This window comes from Geobacter argillaceus, assembly GCF_007830735.1.
GTDB lineage: Bacteria > Desulfobacterota > Desulfuromonadia > Geobacterales > DSM-12255 > Geomobilibacter > Geomobilibacter argillaceus.
In genome coordinates this window covers 96,713-114,972 of record NZ_VLLN01000010.1, presented here as the reverse complement: position 1 = coordinate 114,972, position 18,260 = coordinate 96,713, and the positions used below count along the sequence as shown (strand labels likewise).

16 protein-coding genes are annotated in these 18,260 nt (G+C 60.6%); all 16 read right to left on the bottom strand.

Annotated features, from left to right (window positions below):
• Positions 1-31 precede the first annotated feature (31 nt).
• The 16 genes from JN12_RS09925 to JN12_RS09850 all read right to left on the bottom strand — a co-directional run bounded on the left by JN12_RS09925 (position 32) and on the right by JN12_RS09850 (position 18,221).
• Positions 32-718, bottom strand: coding sequence for a lysophospholipid acyltransferase family protein (locus JN12_RS09925; protein WP_145021933.1), 687 nt, complete (start codon positions 716-718; stop codon positions 32-34).
• Positions 715-2,442, bottom strand: a complete 1,728-nt coding sequence (gene msbA, locus JN12_RS09920; protein WP_145021930.1) for a lipid A export permease/ATP-binding protein MsbA — start codon at positions 2,440-2,442, stop codon at positions 715-717. The genes JN12_RS09925 and msbA overlap by 4 nt, the downstream gene beginning before the upstream one ends.
• Positions 2,443-2,600: 158 nt before the next feature.
• The gene (gene lpxB, locus JN12_RS09915) at positions 2,601-3,728 is read right to left on the bottom strand and encodes a lipid-A-disaccharide synthase (RefSeq protein ID WP_145022061.1); all 1,128 of its coding nucleotides are present in this window, start codon (positions 3,726-3,728) and stop codon (positions 2,601-2,603) included.
• A gap of 181 nt (positions 3,729-3,909) precedes the next feature.
• A complete protein-coding gene (gene lpxA / locus JN12_RS09910) occupies positions 3,910-4,686 on the bottom strand; it encodes an acyl-ACP--UDP-N-acetylglucosamine O-acyltransferase (RefSeq protein ID WP_145021927.1) in 777 nt (258 codons plus the stop codon).
• Between the two features lie 92 nt (positions 4,687-4,778).
• Positions 4,779-5,237: a 3-hydroxyacyl-ACP dehydratase FabZ gene (gene fabZ, locus JN12_RS09905; protein ID WP_407925381.1), complete on the bottom strand. Its 459-nt coding sequence runs from the start codon at positions 5,235-5,237 to the stop codon at positions 4,779-4,781.
• Positions 5,238-5,494: 257 nt separating this feature from the next.
• Positions 5,495-6,532, bottom strand: a complete 1,038-nt coding sequence (gene lpxD, locus JN12_RS09900; protein ID WP_170241891.1) for a UDP-3-O-(3-hydroxymyristoyl)glucosamine N-acyltransferase — start codon at positions 6,530-6,532, stop codon at positions 5,495-5,497.
• A gap of 76 nt (positions 6,533-6,608) precedes the next feature.
• Positions 6,609-7,139: an OmpH family outer membrane protein gene (locus tag JN12_RS09895; protein ID WP_145021918.1), complete on the bottom strand. Its 531-nt coding sequence runs from the start codon at positions 7,137-7,139 to the stop codon at positions 6,609-6,611.
• Positions 7,140-7,187: 48 nt separating this feature from the next.
• Positions 7,188-9,506, bottom strand: a complete 2,319-nt coding sequence (bamA, locus tag JN12_RS09890; protein ID WP_145021915.1) for an outer membrane protein assembly factor BamA — start codon at positions 9,504-9,506, stop codon at positions 7,188-7,190.
• A gap of 44 nt (positions 9,507-9,550) precedes the next feature.
• The gene (locus JN12_RS09885) at positions 9,551-10,231 is read right to left on the bottom strand and encodes an ABC transporter ATP-binding protein (RefSeq protein WP_145021912.1); all 681 of its coding nucleotides are present in this window, start codon (positions 10,229-10,231) and stop codon (positions 9,551-9,553) included.
• On the bottom strand, positions 10,224-11,501 hold the full coding sequence (locus JN12_RS09880) for a lipoprotein-releasing ABC transporter permease subunit (RefSeq protein WP_145021909.1): 1,278 nt from the start codon (positions 11,499-11,501) through the stop codon (positions 10,224-10,226). The genes JN12_RS09885 and JN12_RS09880 overlap by 8 nt, the downstream gene beginning before the upstream one ends.
• A gap of 75 nt (positions 11,502-11,576) precedes the next feature.
• A complete protein-coding gene (gene lysS, locus JN12_RS09875; RefSeq protein WP_145021906.1) occupies positions 11,577-13,052 on the bottom strand; it encodes a lysine--tRNA ligase in 1,476 nt (491 codons plus the stop codon).
• 145 nt (positions 13,053-13,197) lie between these two features.
• Positions 13,198-14,496: an RCC1 domain-containing protein gene (locus JN12_RS09870; protein ID WP_170241888.1), complete on the bottom strand. Its 1,299-nt coding sequence runs from the start codon at positions 14,494-14,496 to the stop codon at positions 13,198-13,200.
• Between the two features lie 44 nt (positions 14,497-14,540).
• Positions 14,541-15,578 (bottom strand): DUF4140 domain-containing protein, encoded by a 1,038-nt coding sequence (locus JN12_RS09865; RefSeq protein WP_145021900.1) that lies wholly within the window; start codon positions 15,576-15,578, stop codon positions 14,541-14,543.
• A 15-nt stretch (positions 15,579-15,593) separates the two neighbouring features.
• Positions 15,594-16,064, bottom strand: a complete 471-nt coding sequence (locus tag JN12_RS09860; protein ID WP_145021897.1) for an FKBP-type peptidyl-prolyl cis-trans isomerase — start codon at positions 16,062-16,064, stop codon at positions 15,594-15,596.
• Positions 16,065-16,142: 78 nt separating this feature from the next.
• Complete coding sequence (locus JN12_RS09855; RefSeq protein WP_145021894.1) at positions 16,143-17,384, bottom strand: DUF1015 domain-containing protein; 1,242 nt, start codon at positions 17,382-17,384, stop codon at positions 16,143-16,145.
• A 30-nt stretch (positions 17,385-17,414) separates the two neighbouring features.
• Positions 17,415-18,221: a C40 family peptidase gene (locus JN12_RS09850; RefSeq protein WP_145021890.1), complete on the bottom strand. Its 807-nt coding sequence runs from the start codon at positions 18,219-18,221 to the stop codon at positions 17,415-17,417.
• Between the last annotated feature and the right edge of the window lie 39 nt (positions 18,222-18,260).

Genomic DNA, 18,260 nt, shown 5'->3' with positions numbered 1-18,260 from the left:
CAGAGCAGCCTGAAGCTGCTGGATGTTGCCGTTACCTCGAACCTCGAACCTCGAACCTCGAACCGAAGTAATTGTCCGCCCTCTCCGTCACGTCCCGCAGGGCAGCCTCGATCCGGACCCGGAATGCCTCCGGCTCCTCGCCATCACGGTAGCGAAGCGGTTCGCCGACCACGTAAACCCCACGGGAAAACGGCTTGGGGATGAGAAAGCGGTCCCAGCTCCCCATCCGCCATGCATGGGACGCAGCAAAAGCCATCGGGATGACCGCCTTGCCGGAAAGTCTGGCCACCTGGGCAACGCCGGGCTTTGCGACTTCACGGGGACCTTTGGGGCCGTCCGGCGTGATGGCGACGTCCTTGTCCTCCCGCAGCAGCCTGACCATCTCCTTCAGTGCCGCTGTGCCCCCCTTTTTCGACGATCCCCGTACCAGCCGGAACCCGAATCGCTCCATGACCCTGGCAATGATCTCGCCGTCACGGTGGGTACTGATCAGGACATGCATCCATTTCCCCGGATAGAGAAAGGGGATCATCAACAGACGGCCATGCCAGAAGATGCCGATGAATCCTTCGCCGCGCTCGGTAAAGGAGGGCATGACCCGACTGCCCTGCACCTCGATCCGCATGCTGGCGTGCAGCAGACGGATCAGCACGTAAAGGAGATAGGGAGCGAGCCCGACACTCAGGAACCTGGCGATGTCGCGGCGCAGTTGCTTCATGATTCCTGGAACTGCATGTCGTACAGACGCCGGTAGGTACCGTCAAGGGCCAGGAGCTGGCTGTGGCTGCCGCTTTCCACGATCCGCCCCCCCTCCAGCACCACGATCCGGTCGGCATGAAGGACGGTGGAGAGCCGGTGGGCGATAACAAAGGTGGTCCGGTTCCGCATCAGGTTGTTCAGGGCCTGCTGCACCATCTGTTCGCTCTCGGTGTCCAGGGCGCTGGTCGCCTCGTCCAGGATCAGGACCGGCGCATCTTTCAGGATGGCCCGGGCAATGCAGAGCCGCTGGCGCTGGCCGCCGGAAAGGCGGACACCCCGGTCGCCGATGCCGGTGGCATACCCTTCGGGCATCTCCATGATGAAGTCGTGGGCAAAGGCGGCCCTGGCAGCCGCCTCCACACTGGCATCGGTCGCATCCGGCCTGCCGTAGCGGATATTGTTGGCAATGGTGTCGTTGAACAGGATCGTTTCCTGATCGACAAGGGCCACATTACCGAGCAGGTCCTGCAGCCTGAGAGTACGGATGTCGTTGCCGTCGAGCAGGACAGTTCCCCGGCTGACGTCGTAAAACCGGGTGATCAGCGAGACCAGGGTGGTCTTGCCGCCGCCGGAAGGACCCACCAGGGCGACGATCTCTCCCCGCCTGGCCTCGATGTCGATTCCACTGAGGACCCACTCTTCCTGGTCGCCGTAGGTGAACCAGACATCGCGGAACTGCACGTCGCCCCGCGCCTGCTCCAGGGTGACCGGCAGAGCCGGGTCGACGATCTCGGGCAGTTCGTCGATGGAGGCAAAAACCCGCTCTGCCGCGCCCAGCGAGCGTTGCAGGGTATTGAAGGTGCCGCTCAGCTTCTTGATCGGATTGAACAGCAGGACCATGGCCGCGATGAACGACAGCAGCGCTTCCGGTTTCATGGCGCCGCTGATGACCTGGTACCCGCCGAACCAGAGGACGCCGGCAATCCCCAGGGAGGTGAGGAGTTCCATGATAGGCACCGACACCCCCTCGTATTTGATCCCTTTCCGCATGAAACGGTAAAAACCAAGGTTGGCGGCAGCAAATTTGGCTACCTCCCGCGGTTCCAGGGCAAAGGCCTTGATCACCTTGATCCCGGAAAAGCTCTCCTGGAGAATGCTCGTCAGCTCCCCCATCCGCCCCTGGCTCTCCTGGGACGCTTTCTTGATCCGCCGGCCGATCTTCTGGGCCGGCACCACAGAGGCGGGAATCACCAGAAAGGCGATGAGCGCCAGCTTCCAGTTGAGATAGAAGATCAGCCCCAGCAGAGACAGCGCCCCGAATCCGTCACGAAAGAAACTGGTGATGACGTTCGCCACCCCCTCCTGCATCATGGTCACGTCGTTCAGGACCCGCGACATGAGGCTGCCGGTCTGGTTGCTGGCGAAATACCCGATGCTCAGTGCCATGTTCTTCCGGTAGATTTCGTTGCGGATATCCTGGATCGCCAGCTGGCCCGCGGTGCGGATGAAGTATTCGTTAACGTACCGGCTTAAGCCCCGCAACAGGAAAATGGCAATGATAGCCATGGGCAGGAGTTGGAGCAGCAGCCGGTTGTTGTCCGAAAAGATCTGTTTCAGCGCCGGTCCGGCCAGATAGGCGAAGCCACTGTCCATACCGCCGACCACCAGAGACGCGATGGCGGAGATGATGATGCGCCAGGTGTAGGGCTTGCTGTAGGTAAGCAGACGTTTAAAGGTTTCCATTTATCCCATGAACGGCATTTGGAATAACACTGAGCAACGGAGCAACTGAGAAATCAAAAAATTACATCAAGAAAATAAGTCACCGAGACGGTTACCCCATTGGTTCTCAAGACTTCTCCGTTGCGCTGTTGCTCAGTGTTTCAAATGCCCTTTCAGAATTATTTTTCGTATCCGGCAGCCATTCCGAGGGCCAGTCTGGCGACGCGCTCCGAGGCGCCCGGTGTACCGAGCTTTTCGCGTATCCCCTTCAGCTTGGCAACCACCATCTCCCGATAGTCGCGGTCGGTGAAGTATAGCCCGATGGCGTCGGCAATCGGCAGCGGCTCTGCCTCGTGCTGCAGGAGTTCCGGCACCACCCGCTCGCCCGCCACGATGTTGCCGATCCCCATATGCGCCACCTTCACCAGCCGTTTCCCCACGGCATAGGTAAGCGGCGCCACCTTATAGATGATGACCTCGGGGATGCCCATGAGGGCGATCTCCAGGGTAACGGTTCCCGACGCGGCAATGATGGCATCGCAGACCTGCATGACATCGTAGTTCTTCCCCCGGACGACGGTTGCCTCCACGCCGGCACCGGCCAGCAGACCATCCACCAGGCTCCGTTCGATGCTGGACGCCAGGGGGAGGACGAACCGCAGGTCGGGAAAGCGCTCCTTGAGCAGGGCCGCCGCCGCCAGCATCACCGGCAGGAGGGAGGTGATCTCGCTCCTGCGGCTCCCCGGAAACAGCCCCACGACACGCCCCCCCGTGAGCCCGAACGCCTCCAGCGCCGCGGCACGGGTCATGGCCGGTGCTACCATCTCCAGCAGCGGGTGGCCGACAAAGGTGACCGGCGCCCCTACCTTCTCGTAGATCGGTACCTCGAACGGGAAGATCACTGCCACGTGACTCACCGTCGCGGCGATCTTCTTCGCCCGCCCGGGACGCCAGGCCCAGACCTTGGGGCTGATGTAGTACAGGACCGGCACCCCGGCAGCCTTGGCCACGGCAGCGAGACGCAGATTGAAACCGGGATAGTCGATGAGGATCAGCAGGTCCGGGGGGGTGGTGCGGATGATCCGTTTGAGGGTGCTAAAGGCCCTGGCGATGACCCGGAACTGGGAAACCACCTCCACCAGCCCCATCACGGCCAGTGTATTGGCGTCCACCAGGGTCTCGACACCGGCGGCCCGCATGTCGGCGCCGCCAATCCCGAAGAACCGGACGTCCGACTCCAGTTGAAGCGCCTCTTCGACGAGCCTGGCGCCGTACATGTCACCGGAGGCCTCGCCGGCAACTATCATGATCCGCTTGCCCAACGAACGATGTCTCCCTGTCCTTCCCAGCCGACGGGAAGGACCCCCCCAGTTCAACACGGAGGAGACACGGAGGACACGGAGAAAACCATCACCTTTCCGACAATGGTCAAACTCTGCATTTACTCCGTGTACTCTGTGCCTCTGTGTTTAATTCAGGTTCATTCGCCTACCTGATACAGCCCCGTTGCGAAGATTCCACGAACGCCAGGAACTGCTGCACCTCCGGCGTCTGCGGCACCTCGGCCCGTATCCGGGTCAACGCCTCGTCGGCCTTGCAGTCCGACGTGAAGATCAGGTAGGTTTTTTTGATGGAGGAGATCGCCTCGTCAGTGAACCCGCGCCGCTTGAGACCGATCAGGTTCACGCCGCGCAGTTCGGCGTCCCGCTTGTTGCCGGTGGCGGCAATGGTGAAGGGGGGAAGATCCCGGCCCACCAGTGTTCCACCACCGATCATGGAATGGGCGCCGATCCGGGTAAACTGGTGGACAGCCGAAAGACCGCCGATGTTGGCAAAGTCTTCCACGGTGATATGGCCCGCCAGGGTAGCGGCATTGGCCATGATGACACTGTTGCCGATATGGCAGTCGTGAGCCACGTGGGAGTACGCCATGAACAGGTTGTCGTTGCCGATGGTGGTCTCGCCGTCGCCGGTGACCGTGCCGAGATTTATGGTGGAGAACTCGCGGATGGTATTCCGGTCGCCGATCTTCAGATAGGTCTCTTCCCCCTTGTACTTGAGGTCCTGGGGAATGGCGCCGACAGAAGCCAGCTGAAAGATATGGTTGTACTCGCCGATGGTGGTCCACCCCTCCACGACCGCATGGGGGCCGACCCTGGTTCCCTTGCCGATCTTCACCTGCCCGCCGATGACGGCATAGGGGCCGATCTCCACATCCTCGGCCAGTTCGGCGCCGGGATGGATAATTGCTGTTGCATGAATCATAACTATGCTCCTCAGGAACGCAACAAGTAACTCGCAGCCGGGTTCAGGAAGCTATTTTCCCGTCACCAGTCACGAGTTACCAGTCACCGTTTTTACTGTCTGTCCATCTCGGCGAACGTCGCCTTCAGTTCCGCCTCGGCCGCCAGCTTGTCGTCAACGAATGCCTTGCCGCTGAAGCACCAGATGCCGCGCTTGCAGGCAGTGGCGGTCATCTCGATCCGGAGCTGGTCACCGGGCCGGACCGGGCGGCGGAACTTGGCGTTATCGATCCCGGCGAAATAGCAGACCTTCTTCCTGACCTCGTCATCCGAGGCGAGATAGGCGAGAATCCCCCCCACCTGGGCCATCCCCTCGATAATCAGCACCCCCGGCATTACCGGGTGGCCGGGAAAGTGCCCCTGGAAAAACGGCTCGTTGATGGTCACGTTCTTGATGCCGACAATCCGCTTACCCGCCTCGTGCTCCACGACCCGGTCAACCAGGAGGAACGGATAGCGGTGCGGAAGGATTCTCATAACCTCGTTGATGTCCATTATCATCTGCCACTCCATTCAATGAAAAACAGGTATTCATTCTACATTGTCAGATTACGTCCCATCGGGACAGAATGCCTGTAGCCCGGCGATTTATCGCCGGGGTTCAAGTAAAATGTTCGTTCGTCACGGACGTGACCGAAGGTAAAATCCAATCCGACACCGGGGGATGAATCCCCCGGCTACAAGCATTCTGTCCCGATGGGACGAAAATTCAAAGGGCAATAAAGTAGCATCAAAAGCATAGAGTGTTCAAATTGCCCCCACTCAACCACTTAGCCATTCATCGATTTTTCTGCCTTCCCTTCCAGCTCTGCCAGCCGCTTCTCCAGGCCGGCAACGGTCTTGCGCAGCTCCGGCAGACGACCGAAAACGGTTGAGGCCTTCAGCCACTCCCGGTGGGGAATAGCCGGACTGCCGCTCAGCACCTGACCGGCCGGCACATTCCCCGGCACCCCGGACTGGGCCGCGATCATGACATTGTCGCCGATCGTAAGATGGCCGGCAATCCCCACCTGTCCCCCGAGGGTCACATGGTTCCCGAGCTTGGTACTGCCCGAAACCCCCACCTGGGAGACGATCATGCAGTTCTCGCCGATCACGCAGTTATGGGCGATCTGGACAAGGTTGTCGATCTTGGTACCGCGCCTCACCACGGTGGCCTCCAGGGCTGCCCGGTCGATGACCGTGTTGGCGCCGATCTCCACGTCGTCCTCGATCACCACGATGCCGATCTGGGGGATCTTGTACCAGGCAGGACCGTCCGGCGCATAACCGAAACCGTCGCTGCCGATGACCGAACCGTTGTGAATGGTGACCCTGCTGCCGATCCGGCATCCTTCCCGTACGGCGACTCCGCTATGAAGGGTGACGTCGTCCCCCAGCACCGCACCGGGATAAAGGGTGACACCCGGATAGAGAGTCACCCGCTCGCCGATTCGCACGTTATCGGCAACGAACACCCCGGGGTACAGTGTGGCGTCGGCGCCAATGACCGCAGTAGCCGCTACGAATGCCCCTTCCATGACCCCATGGGCAACACGGGGACTGCTGGTAAACAGGGTAAGCAGCTTTGCAAATGCAAGATAGGGATTGGCCACCTCAATGGCGTTTCGGCCGTGGTTCTCCGCCCCCGGGGGCAGGATCACCGCCGCAGCCCTGGTTGTAGCCACCTTGGCCGCATACCTGGGGTTGGCCAGGAAGGTGATCTGCCCCTCGCCGGCATCGTCCAGCGTGCCTAACTCGCTGATACGGACGGCGGCGTCGCCGATCACCCGGCCGCCGAGATACTCGGCAAGTTCCTGTAGAGTCATTCCCACGTTTCTACCTCAAAGGCTGTTCGATGTTCGAGGTTTTCGGATCTTCAACATCGAACATCGAACTGATTCATCACTTCTTGATCTGATCGCCCATCTTTTTCAACGCATTGAACTGGCGAAGGATATCTTCAGTCAGATCTGATTTCTCATCAATGTAGATCATCCCCTCGTTCTTGACGTAAACATACGTAAAGCCATTCTTGCGGCCATACTCCTGAACCACCTTGACGATCTCCTCGACAAGCCGGTTGGTCAGCTCGTCGTTTTTGGTCTGGAGGTCATCCTGGGCATCCTTCAGAAACCGCTGGAACTCCTTCAGTCTCTGCTGGTAGTCCTTCTCCTTGGCGCCCCGGGCCGATTCGGAGAGGAGCACGCTCTGTTTCTCCAGCTCGCCCTTCAGCTTCTTGAGCTCTTCCTCCTTGCCGTTCTTCTCCTGCTCATATCTGGCGGCCCGTTGGGAAAGCTGGTCCTTGGCCTCCTTGCCGGCTTCCGAGGTAAGCAGGATCTTCTGGATATCCACCGAGCCGAGTTTCACCTCGGCCATGGCCGGGGCCGCGGCAACAAGCAGTGCCGCAAAGACGAATACAACGATGCGTTTCATGGGATTCTCCTTGTCTATGCTAAGTTCGCGTCCTAAGTAATATCGAGATCAGAAAAAACCGCCGATGGAAAACTCCAGCTTGCCGCCACTGGAGTCGATATCCTTGCGGGGGTTGAGCGGAATGCCGTACTCCAGACGGAGTGGGCCGATGGGTGAAAACCAGCGGACCCCGAAGCCGTAGCTGGTCCTCATGCTGGAAAAGATGTCGCTTGCCTTCTCGTAGGCGTTGCCGGCGTCAAAGAAGAGCACCCCCTTGAGACCCGCCTCTTTCAGGATGGGGAAGACCAGTTCCAGGTTCCCGATGGCCTCCGTATCGCCGCCGATGTAGGCACGGGCAATGGAGACGGATTTGATGCCGTCCACGTCGGTGCCCACGACCGTGTTCGTTCGGAACGGACTGATGGTCCTGCCACCATAGCCGCGCACCGTGCTGATGCCGCCGAGATAGAACTTCTCGTCGATCGGAACCTCCTTGCCGAGCGCCTGGATATGGCCAAGGGTGGCATGGGCCGAAAAGACCGCACTCCAGAACGCCGGAATGTAATAGGAACTCTGGCCGAGATAGCGGAGATAACGGGTGGTGCCGCCCAGGCCGGCAAACTCCACCGACAGGCTGTTCGTCATCCCTCTGGTCGGGTCAAGTCGATAGTCGGTACTGTTCCGGTTCAGGCTTGCCGAGATGGCGCTGGTGGTGGAGGTGGTTTCCGGCGCGGTTATGAGCCCGTTCCGGATGCTGTCCAGCAGGCTTTGGGACTGGTTATATATCTGTTTTCCCTCGTACTTGTACACGAAGAAACTGCTCACCGTGTCGCTCAGGGGGTAGCCGGCCTTGATGTCGCCACCGGTGGCCCGGCGGGTGTAGTCGATATACTGCCGTTCGGTCCGGTAGATGTCGCCCCCCACGGTCCAGCGACTGTCCATGAAATACGGATCCGTCAAGCCCAGGTTGTAGGTCTGGGACTTGCCGCCGATGGAGGCGGAGGCGTTCATCTTCAGGCCGAGGCCGAGGAAGTTGGCCTGCTGGATCGACCCCTGGCCGATCAGGCCGTCCAGCGAGCTGTAACCGCCGCCGATGCTGAAGGTGCCGGTCGGTTTCTCCTTCACCTCCACATTCAGGTTGAGCTTGTTGTCACTACCCCCCTTGGCCGTGGCCAGGTTGGCCTCTTCGAAGAATCCCAGGTTCATCAGGTTCTGCTTGCTCTTCTTGATGGCCGTGCTGCCGTACAGGTCGCCTTCGGCCAGCTTCAATTCCCGGCGTATGACCTTGTCGCGGGTCTTGGTGTTGCCGGAGATATTGATACGGTCGATATAGACCTTCTCCCCCTTTTCAAAGTCGAAGGTCAGGTCGATGTTCTTCTGCTCGGGGTTGAGCCTGGTAAGGGGGTTTACGTTGGCAAAGGCGTATCCCTTGTCGGCATAGAGATCGGTCAGGGTAAAGATATCCATCCGCAGGGTCGCCCGGCTGAACAGTTCGCCGCTTTTCAGCTTCACGAGCTTGGCCAGCGCATCGTGCGACTCCAGCAGGTCCCCCTTGAAATTGATCGTACCGGTTCGGAACTGGTCCCCCTCGGTGATAGCGATGGTTACCGTCAGGCCGGATTTATCCGGCAAAAGCTCGATCTTCGGCTCGCCGACCTTCACATTGACATAACCGTTGTTGAAGTAGAGATCGGCAATGGCTGCCGCGTCGTTTTTCAGAACCTCTTCCTTGTAGGTACCGGCCCCGGTGAGCCAGGATAAAAACCACTTCTCCTTAGTCTCCATTGCCTTTTTGAGCTTGCCGGCAGTGAATGCCCGGTTGCCGTCAAAGCGGATCTGCCGGATAAGTATCTTATCCCCTTCGGTAACGGTAATGCGCAGATTCAGTTCGTTTTCCGCACGCTTCTCAACCTTTTCCTGCACCTCCGCCAGGTAGTAACCTTCGTCGGCATAGAGTTTTTTGACCTTCCTGATCCCTTTGGCCAGTTCCTTCTGGGAGAAAATGCTGTTCGGCTTGATATCGAGGGCATCGCGAACCTTTTCCAGGCTCAGTTCCTTGTTCCCCTCGATGGTAATCACCCTGACAACCGGTTTCTCGGTCACCAGGTAGGTGAGTACCAGTCCCTTTTCGCCCGTCGAGGTCTCAGCCTTTACATCCTGGAAGTGGCCGAGCTTGTAGATGGCCCGCACATCGGCATCCACCTTCTCAGGGAAAAACGGATCCCCGTCTTTCACCTTGAGAACATTGGCAATGGCAGCGCTTTCTATTCGCCGGTTCCCCTTGATGACCACCTGGCCGATCCTCTGCTCGGTTTCGGCAAAGGCCACGGAACCGCAGAGAAGGACGCCCAGCAGTGCTACTATTATAATTTTGAATGAACGGAGCAAATGCCCTCCAAAACAAGCACGTCGTTAATAAAAAAATTCATATCTTACCAGTCACCGATTTTCCCGTCCACCAGCCGGACCGTCCTACCCAGGCGGGCGGCCAGCTGCTCGTTATGGGTGACGATAACCAGAGTAATCCCGATCCGTTCGCGGAGACCGGCGAAAAGATCATGGATCTCGCTGCTGGTCTTCATATCCAGGTTCCCGGTCGGCTCGTCCGCCAACACCAGCCGCGGCGAAAGCACCAGCGCCCTGGCAATGGCCACCCGCTGCTGCTCCCCGCCGGAGAGCTCCCCCGGCTTGTGGGTGACCCGATGGCCGAGCCCGACAGCGGCAAGAAGATCAGCGGCAATACCCTTTGCCTCATCCCGCTTCATCCCACCGATCAGGGCCGGCATCATGGTGTTCTCCAGTGCCGTAAACTCCGGGAGCAGGTGATGAAACTGGAACACGAAGCCGATGCTCCGGTTCCGGAATAAGGCCAGTTGCTGGTCGCTGCGCCGGAAGATATCCTCGCCGCTGAAGCGGACCTCGCCGGCGGTGGGCCGATCAAGCGCCCCCAGCAGATGGAGCAGGGTGCTTTTGCCGGCCCCGGAAGCCCCGACCAGGGCCACCGACTCGCCGGCCTGCACGGCCAGGTCGATCCCCTTCAGCACCTCCACCCGCGCAGCACCGCTCCCATAGGATTTCTGGAGCCCCGCCACCTGAATAAGAGGGTCACTCATACCGCAGGGCCTCGGCCGGCATAAGCTTCGCCGCCTGCCACGACGGGTAGAGCGTGGCCACGAAAGAGATCAGCACCGCCGTCACCGCCACCAGGACCACGTCGGCCGGGACCACCTGGGAAGGAAAACGGTCCAGATAGTAGACGTCCTTGCTGAACAGCTCGAAACCGGTCAGCCGCTGAACCACCCCAACGATCGCCTCCAGGTTCAGGGCGACCAGAAGTCCACCCAGCAGGCCAATCAGCGTGCCGAGTACCCCGATGATCAACCCCTCGAAGATGAAGATCCGCATGATGCTCCGACCGGTGGCCCCCATGGACTTGAGGATCGCGATATCCTTGGTCTTCTCCATCACCACCATGAACAGGGTGGAAGCGATGCCAAAGGCCGCCACCAGAACGATGAGGGTGAGGATGATGAACATGACCGTCTTTTCCGTCTTCAGGGCAAAGAGGATGTTCCGGTTCATCTGCATCCAGTCCCTGGCGTAGAACGCCCCGCCCAGTTCCCGGTTGATCCGCCGGGAAAGCTCGCCGGCCTTGTAGACATCGGCCACCTTGAGCTGGATGCCGGTTACCGAGGCTCCCATTCCCAGGAACGACTGGGCCTCGCCAATTCCCGCATAGGCCAGGGTGGTGTCGTACTCGAACATGCCGGTATTGAAGATCCCGGCCACCCGGAACTGCTTCATCTTCGGGATCATCCCCAGGGGGGTGATGTTCCCCAGGGGGGAGATGACATTCACCGTATCGCCCACATAGAGGTTCAGGTTCCTGGCCAGCTCCTTGCCGATCACCAGGCCGGGAAGCCTCGGTTCTGCCGCGGCCGCCGGGGTCGGCGAGGTACCGTTGGCCAGCTCTTCGAGCCGTCCCTGGACCATCGCCTTGTGCAGATTGGTCACCTGCCGGTCACTCTGGGGATCGATGCCGCGCAGCACCACGCCGGAGACGTTCTTGCCGGCAGCCAGCATCACCTGATTGTAGATGAAGGGAGTTGCCGCCACCACGCCGTCGAACTTCCCGAGCCGGGCCATGACCCCTTTCGGATCGTCGATGCTCCCGCCGCTGCCCAACACCACGATGTGGGCGTTGGTGCCGAGGATCTTCTCCTTCAGGTCCTCTTCAAAGCCGGTCATCACCGCCAGGACGATGATCAGGGCCATCACCCCCAGGGCAACGCCGGCCGTGGAGATCAGGGTGATGATGGAGATAAAGGTCGACTTCCGCTTGGCCTTCAGATAGCGCAGGCCGATGAACAGTTCGTAGGGCATCAATTTTTCCGACGGCACTGTAGGGGCGGGGTTTCCCCGCCCTGGGCGCGGCAACCGCGCCCCTACAATCAGCCGTTATTTCTCCTTGCGCAACTGAGGGAAGAGGATGACGTCGCGGATCGAAGCCGAGTCGGTCAGGAGCATCACCAACCGGTCGATCCCGATCCCCTCGCCGGCTGTGGGCGGCATGCCGTACTCCAGGGCACGGATGTAGTCCTCGTCCATGTAGTGGGCCTCTTCGTCCCCTTTGGCCTTGGCCGCCACCTGGGCCAGGAAACGCTCCTTCTGGTCCACCGGGTCGTTCAGCTCGGAGAAGGCATTGGCCATCTCGCGACCGGCACAGAAGAACTCGAACCGGTCCACGATCTCCGGATCGGCATCGCTTTTCCGGGACAGGGGCGAGACCTCAGTCGGATAGGCAGTGATAAAGGTCGGCTGGATCAGCTTGGTCTCGGCCACTTCTTCGAAAATCTCGGTAATCAGTTTGCCGTAGCCGATATCCTCCGGCAGATCCAGGCCGATGCTCTTGGCGTAGGCATAGGCCAGATCCCGGTCGTTCAGTGCCTTGGCATCGATGTCGCCGTATTCGAGGATCGCCTCCTTGACGGTGAACCGCCGCCAGGGGCGCTGGAAACTGATCGGCTGCCCCTGATAGCTGAAATCGAGGGTTCCCAGGAGCTCCTGGGCAACATGGCAGAGGAGTTCCTCGGTAAAGTTCATCAGGTCCTCGAAGGTGGCATAGGCCTGATAGAACTCCATCATGGTGAATTCCGGGTTGTGGCGGACGGAGATCCCCTCGTTCCGGAAGTTCCGATTGATTTCGAAGACCCGCTCGAAGCCCCCCACCACCAGCCGCTTCAGGTAGAGCTCCGGGGCGATCCGCAGGTACAGCTCCATGTCCAGGGCGTTATGATGGGTAACGAACGGCTTGGCCGTGGCACCGCCCGGAATCTGCTGCATCATGGGGGTTTCCACTTCGAGGAAGTCGTGGGCTACCATGAACTCACGAACCAGGTTGACAACGCGGGACCGCTTGACAAACACCTCCCGCGCCTCGGGATTGACGATCAGGTCCACATAACGCTGCCGGTAACGGGTCTCCACGTCGGTCAGGCCGTGAAATTTTTCGGGGAGTGGCAGCAGGGATTTGGTCAGGAGTCTGATGGTGGTGATATTGAGGGAAAGTTCGCCGGTCTTGGTCCGAAACGGGGTGCCGCTGGCACCGATGATGTCGCCGATATCGAAGGTCTCGAAGTTGGCGAACATCTCATCGCCGACAACATCCTTGCGGACATAGAGCTGGAGCCGCCCCTTGCGGTCCTGGAGCTGGATGAATGCCGCCTTGCCGAATGACCGGCGGGCGATGATCCGACCGGCCACCACAAAGGCCTGGCCGTTTTCCTCGATGGTCTCCACCTGGCCGTAGGCGGCCACCACATCAGCCGTGGTATGCTGGGGCCGGTAATCGTTGGGATACGGATTGACCCCGGCCTCCCAAAGGGCATCCACCTTGCGGCGGCGTTGCAAGAGCAGTTCGCTGAGTTCTTCCATTCCGGGTTCTTCCCTTTCCAAGGCCGTGCCGGCCGGTTTAACAAACTGGCAAAATAGCCTACTTATGCCTGTCAAGTCAAGCGGTAAAGGGGGAGCACAAAGGCTCCCCCTTTACCGACAATTTACAACAATTTTAAAGAGATAACTAAAAGCCGGCGATCGCGGCAGGTTCTGCCCGGTAGGTCGGCGTCCCCGGCGTCACGCCGAGCTGACCGTAGTTGTTGTTACCCCAGGCAAAGAGCCCTGCGCTGGTCTTGGCCAGCGAATGGTGTCCGATGGCCAGAATCGGGCTCATGCCGTCGACTTTGTAGAGCGCGGGGTCGAACGAGCCGGAAATGCCGGTGGTAATCTGGACCGGTGTCCGGGTAAAGTCTTCAGGCTTGATGTTCGCCGTTACCCCGCCCAATTGCCCGAAGCCGTTGAACCCCCATCCCCAGACCGTCCAGGTCGAGCCGTTCTGCGCCAGCACCAGGATATGGCCCAGCCCGGCGGAAACGGCCTTGATGGAGCCGGTGATGCCGGTTATCTGCTGCGGAATTCCGCTGAAGGTCGTCACTGCGGGATCAACATTTGGGCCCAATTGCCCGAAGCCGTTATACCCCCAGACCCAGATCGTCTCGTCGTTCCTGACCGCGACGCTGAAAGCGCCGCCGGCGGCGATGAGCTTCACGTTGTTCAGCGAAGTGCCTCCGGCCATCTGCACCCGTACCGGGATCGTGCTGCTGGCGGTGGAGTTGTTCCCCAACTGGCCGTAGTTGTTGTACCCCCAGGCAAAGACCTGGCCGCGGGCCAGGGCCAGGCTGTGGCTGCCACCGGCGGCGATGGCGCTGACCCCTGAGAGCTGCGATGCCACGGAGTCGGGATCGACGACCTTTACCGCCGTCGTGCTCAAGGTGGTCGAGTTGTTTCCCAACTGCCCGGCATAGTTAGCCCCCCAGCTCCAGACCGTGGAATAATTGGTCATTGCCAGGGAGTGATTGCCGCCTGCAGAGACACCGATGATCCTGCGCAACGGAAGGGTTGCCGTATCCGTCGGATTGTTCTTGTACACAACCCCCACCGGGTTCAGCACCCCGTTGGAACTGCTGTTGTTTCCCAACTGGCCGGAGAAATTCGCTCCCCAGGCATGAACGGTGCTGTTGTTGAAGAAGGCCAGGGTATGGGCCGAGCCGGCGGAGATCCCCTTCAGGCCGGTCACGGGACGGCCGTTCTCCAGGACCGACACCGGCGTATTGCTGGTATTGGTAACCCCGTTCCCCAACTGGCCGGACCCGTTGTATCCCCACGCCATGGCCGAATTGTTCTTGAAGGCCACGCTATGGGCGTTGTAGATGGTTACGGAGGTTACCGGGATGGTGGAGGTGGTAGAGCCACCGCCGCCGCAGGCGGTCAGGGCCGCTGTCGCGACTGCTGCCAGAAACAGGCGAATTGCATTATTGGTCATAAACGTCTCCATCGTAAAATAGACTGGCTTCTTAAGGTAGTGCATCATTCGCCACAAAGGATCTCGCGGCTCTCAAGGGACTGGATTGCTGCCAGACGGGCCGTGCCGATATACGTCCCGTTCCGGTAACAGGAGATATCGCCGCCGGGAAGCATCTGGGTCGCGGTATTGGTCATCGTGAAAGCAAGGCTCGCCGAAACGTCCCGGCCGTCTCCCTTCACCTGAACCGGGAGACGCAGGGTAACAATGGCCGACTGCTCGCCGGTTACCGGCATTGCCGCCACAGCTCCCGGCCCCTTCAGCACGCTCGCCATCGATACCGAGACCGCTCCACCTTTGGCCAGGGCCGGCAGACGGGGGTGGATCGTCACCTCGGCCGTACCGTCACCACCGAGACGGATGTCATAGCGGGGGGACCAGGAAAGGTCGGTCTGCAGCCAGGCAGCAGCGATGTCCGGCCTGCGGCCCGAGAGCCAGACCCGGGCGATACAGCCGCCAGCGTTCCCCTCCTTGCGCAGTGCCGCTTCCTTGCCGTCCAGGGCCGCCAGCTCCTTCTCCACGGCCCGTTTGGCGCCGTAGACCTCTTCCAGCTGGGTCAGGGCGAAATCGGTCCCCTTCCGGATATTCTGCAGCGGCTCGGGGTTGCTCTTGGTCTTGCGCGGTGCCTTGCCGCTCTGGGCCTTGGCTGCAGCAGTGAATATCCCCTCCCTGGTCTTCAGGGCCTGGAGCCGGGCCTGAAGACGCTCCCGCCGCTCGGTGAGCCTCGCCAGCTCGCGCTCGACCCGTAGGGGAAGGCGGGCGGGAACGGTTTCGACTCGCTCGATGCGGGTTGCAGCCCGGGGCACGAGGCGCAGCGAGCCGGGCTTCAGGGCTGCCGGCAGCGGAATCTCCAGATAGCCGCCGTTAACGACGAAGCGCTGCTCAACCTTGGCCCCGTCCAGAAAGAGAGTGACGTTCCGCTCCGCAGCGACGGCCGTACCGGCCGGCAGGATAAGGGCGATAAGTGTAGTCAGCACCTTCATGGCTTTTGTCAGGGACTGGTGACTCGTGACCGGTGACTGGAAGATGTTTTTACTCCTCACTCCTCACTCCTCACCCTACTGCTGCACGTCCAGGAGAATTACCTCGAAGGTAAGGGTCGCGTTGGGCGGGATCACGCCCCCGGCACCTGCTGCTCCGTAACCGAGCTGGGGCGGAATCACCAGCTTGCGCTTGCCGCCGACCTTCATGGTCATGACCCCCTCGTCCCAGCCGGGAATGACCTGACCTGCCCCGATGGGAAACTCGAACGGCTGGCCACGGTCCAGCGAGCTGTCGAACTTGGTCCCATCCTGCAGCCACCCCGTATAGTGGACCTTGACCACCTTGCCGGCGGTCGGCGTCGGGCCGCTCCCTGCCACCAAATCCTGATAGGCCAGGCCGGAGGGGGTGGTTATCATCCCGGCAGGAGCCTTCTGTCCAACAGCCGGCTGCTCGCCGCCGCTCTTCGTCTCTTTCTGGTAACAGGCCGGAATGGTTACCGCCATCAGCAGAAGCAGGACAATGATCAGTTTCTCCACACCACGCATGACAATCTTCCTCTCGTTCATTTTATGCGGCTGAAGCCATGAGTCCTGGCGCTCGTTTCCGCTCGACTGGCCACAGTTCTACGACAACAGGTGCACGAACAGCCCGGACCGCAGCTTCGGTTCGAACCAGGTCGACTTGGGAGGCATGATCTTGTCCGCGTCCGCCAGCACCATCAGTTCATCGATGGAGGTGGGGAACAGGGAAAAAGCCACCTGGTACTCACCGCCGTCCACCAGCCGTGTCAGCTCGTCCACCCCGCGAATGCCGCCAACGAAGTGGATACGCTGGTCAGTGCGGGGGTTGCGGACCCCCAGAATCGGATTCAGGAGGTTGTCCTGCATGATGGAAACGTCCAGGCTCCCGACCGGGTCGCCAGCCGGAAACGACCCGTTACGGGCCTGCAGCTCATACCACTTGCCGGCCAGATACATGCCGAACCGGTGCCGTCCGGCCGGTGCCAGCGGACCGGCAACCGGCGTGACGTCAAACTCCTTTGCCACCCGGGCCATGAATTCGGCCACGGTCTGGCCGTTCAGATCCTTCACCGCCCGGTTGTACGGCATGATATGGAGTTGGTCGGACGGGAAGATCACGGTGAGGAAGTAATTGTACTCCTCCTGACCGCTGTGCTGCGGATTCCTTGCCCGGTGCAGGTCGCGCACCCGGCTGGCGGCGGCGCTACGGTGATGGCCGTCGGCCACGTACAGCACCGGGATGCCGGCGACGATCCCGGTGAGCCGGTCGATCGTTTGGCGGTCTCCGATCACCCACAGGGTGTGCCCGACCCCGTCGTCGGTGACGAAATCGAACTCCGGTTCTCCGGCGGTGACACCAGCCAGGATGGTGCTTACGTCCTCATTCCGGCGGAAGGTGTAGAAGACCGGCTCATCGTTGGCGTCGAGGAGATCGATGTGCCGCACCCGGTCCTCCTCCTTGTCGGCGCGGGTCAGCTCATGCTTCTTGATGACGCCGCTCTGGTAGTCGTCCACCCCGGCGCAGACCACCAGCCCGACCTGGGTCACTGATCCCATGGTCTGGCGGTACACGTAGTAACAGTCAGCGGCATCCTGGACCAGGGTCCCCTGGCTGATGAACGCCAGCAGGTTCTCGCGTCCCTTACGGTATACCGGTTCCGAATGGATATCCACGTCGGACGGCAAATCGATCTCGGCCCGGGAGATGCGGAGAAAACTGTAGGGATTGCCAGCTGCCATGGCCCTGGCCTCGGCCGTATCCATCACGTCATAGGGGAGGGATGCCACCTTTTCGGCCAGCGCCTTGGGAGGGCGCAAGGCCCGGAACGGTTTGATTATCGCCATTGGTGCCTCGTGTTAAGTCGCGGATTCGGCTCAGAAATAGCGCTTTGCGCCAACGAACCGCTCGGTAAAATACTTTTCATCGATTGACGTGATCTTGATGTCGTCGCCCCGCCGCGGCGCATGAACGAAACGGCCGCCACCAACGTAGATCCCCACATGGTTTATCTTGTCAGCCGACGCACCGAAGAAGACCAGATCACCGTCCCGGAGCTCCTCCTTGTCCACCGACTCGCCGACCCGGAACTGCTCGGCAGAGGTCCGGGGGATATTCACCCCGCAGAGGTTGTAGACCGCCCGGACGAAACCGCTGCAGTCCATCCCGTCAACCACCGTATCCCCCCCCCAGCGGTAGGGGATACCGACAAACCGCTCGGCGGTACGGGCCGCGATGGCCCCCATGTCCCCCCGCGGTTTCTGCTCTTCGGGGCGACGGGGGGGTGGCGTCCGGACCGGCTTCTCCGGCCTGGCGGCCCTGATCTCCGGCCCCTTGCTCCGCTGGATGCCGGGCTCATTCGGGGCCGCAATAAAATAGCTCCCGATAAGCTTTTCCGCAACCAGTTTCTGAGCAGCACGCCGGGCGGCTTCCCGCGACTGATGGTCGCCGAAGCGGACGGCATAGACCCCGTTGTCCTTCTTGAAATAAAAGGCTTCGATCCCTTTGGCCTGAAGTTTGGTCGTCAACCGCTCGGCGTTTTTCACCTCGGCAAAGGCCCCCACCTGAATGGTGTAGCCGAGCCGGCTGATCCCGGTTGTCTCCTTCCGCTGGGCAGCACAGCCAGGGGTGGCAGCAATCAGAAACATGCCGAAAAACCAGAGAAGAAATATGGAACGCACCATAATAAACCCTTTACGACAAAACGATTCAACGCGGATGGC

Coding starts and splice junctions, on each gene's coding strand:
- JN12_RS09885 (WP_145021912.1), bottom strand. CDS start 10,231: ATGAGTGACCCTCTTATTCAGGTGGCGGGGCTCCAGAAATCCTATGGG.
- JN12_RS09880 (WP_145021909.1), bottom strand. CDS start 11,501: ATGCCCTACGAACTGTTCATCGGCCTGCGCTATCTGAAGGCCAAGCGG.
- lysS (WP_145021906.1), bottom strand. CDS start 13,052: ATGGAAGAACTCAGCGAACTGCTCTTGCAACGCCGCCGCAAGGTGGAT.
- lpxB (WP_145022061.1), bottom strand. CDS start 3,728: ATGATAGTTGCCGGCGAGGCCTCCGGTGACATGTACGGCGCCAGGCTC.
- lpxA (WP_145021927.1), bottom strand. CDS start 4,686: ATGATTCATGCAACAGCAATTATCCATCCCGGCGCCGAACTGGCCGAG.
- JN12_RS09850 (WP_145021890.1), bottom strand. CDS start 18,221: ATGGTGCGTTCCATATTTCTTCTCTGGTTTTTCGGCATGTTTCTGATT.
- lpxD (WP_170241891.1), bottom strand. CDS start 6,532: ATGACTCTACAGGAACTTGCCGAGTATCTCGGCGGCCGGGTGATCGGC.
- msbA (WP_145021930.1), bottom strand. CDS start 2,442: ATGGAAACCTTTAAACGTCTGCTTACCTACAGCAAGCCCTACACCTGG.
- JN12_RS09855 (WP_145021894.1), bottom strand. CDS start 17,384: ATGGCGATAATCAAACCGTTCCGGGCCTTGCGCCCTCCCAAGGCGCTG.
- fabZ (WP_407925381.1), bottom strand. CDS start 5,237: ATGGAGTGGCAGATGATAATGGACATCAACGAGGTTATGAGAATCCTT.
- JN12_RS09895 (WP_145021918.1), bottom strand. CDS start 7,139: ATGAAACGCATCGTTGTATTCGTCTTTGCGGCACTGCTTGTTGCCGCG.
- JN12_RS09870 (WP_170241888.1), bottom strand. CDS start 14,496: ATGACCAATAATGCAATTCGCCTGTTTCTGGCAGCAGTCGCGACAGCG.
- JN12_RS09925 (WP_145021933.1), bottom strand. CDS start 718: ATGAAGCAACTGCGCCGCGACATCGCCAGGTTCCTGAGTGTCGGGCTC.
- JN12_RS09860 (WP_145021897.1), bottom strand. CDS start 16,064: ATGCGTGGTGTGGAGAAACTGATCATTGTCCTGCTTCTGCTGATGGCG.